This is a genomic window from Thermus sp. NMX2.A1 (assembly GCF_000511705.1).
Classification (GTDB): domain Bacteria; phylum Deinococcota; class Deinococci; order Deinococcales; family Thermaceae; genus Thermus; species Thermus scotoductus.
Map to the genome: position 1 here is coordinate 1 of NZ_ATNI01000106.1, position 532 is coordinate 532.

The window sequence follows — 532 nt, forward strand, 5'->3', positions numbered from 1 at the left end:
TGGGGAGGAGGTGGAGCTGAGGGTAGGGGGCAGGTACCAGCGGGTGCGGCTCCACTTCGGATGGAGGGAGGTGGAGGTGGAGGGGAGGCGGCTCCACCTGGTGGTCTGCCGGGTGCCAGCCCTGGGGCGGCGTGGGGAGTGGTGGCTACTGACCAGCTTGCCGGTGAGGGGGAGGGAGGAGGCGGCGCAGGTGGTGGAGGCGTACCGCAGGCGGTGGGAGGTGGAGCGGTTCTTCCGGCTTTTGAAGACGGGGCTGGGGCTTGAGACCTTCCAGGTGCGGGGGCTTGCCCGGATCCGGAAGGTGGTGGCGGTTTTGCTGGGGCTGGCGGTGTTCCTTTGGGAAGTTGAGCGGTTGGGGGATCCGTTCAAGGGGTTTCTTTTGCAGCTCGGGGGCAAGCTGGGGCTGCCCAGCGAGAGGGATGGTCCGTACCTGCTCCTGAGGGGCCTGGTTCGCCTGCTCAACTATGAAGTCACCCAAGAACTCTTGAAGCAGGCTAAGGGAGGGCGAGGAAGGAGTTTTGGGTAAAGCCCT

1 protein-coding gene is annotated in these 532 nt (G+C 65.8%); it reads left to right on the top strand.

The window, feature by feature from the left end; translation table 11 throughout:
- Nucleotides 1–526, top strand: a 526-nt coding sequence (locus TNMX_RS11145; RefSeq protein WP_038032272.1) for a transposase, incomplete at its 5' end; no start/stop codon positions are given.
- Nucleotides 527–532: the final 6 nt, after the last annotated feature.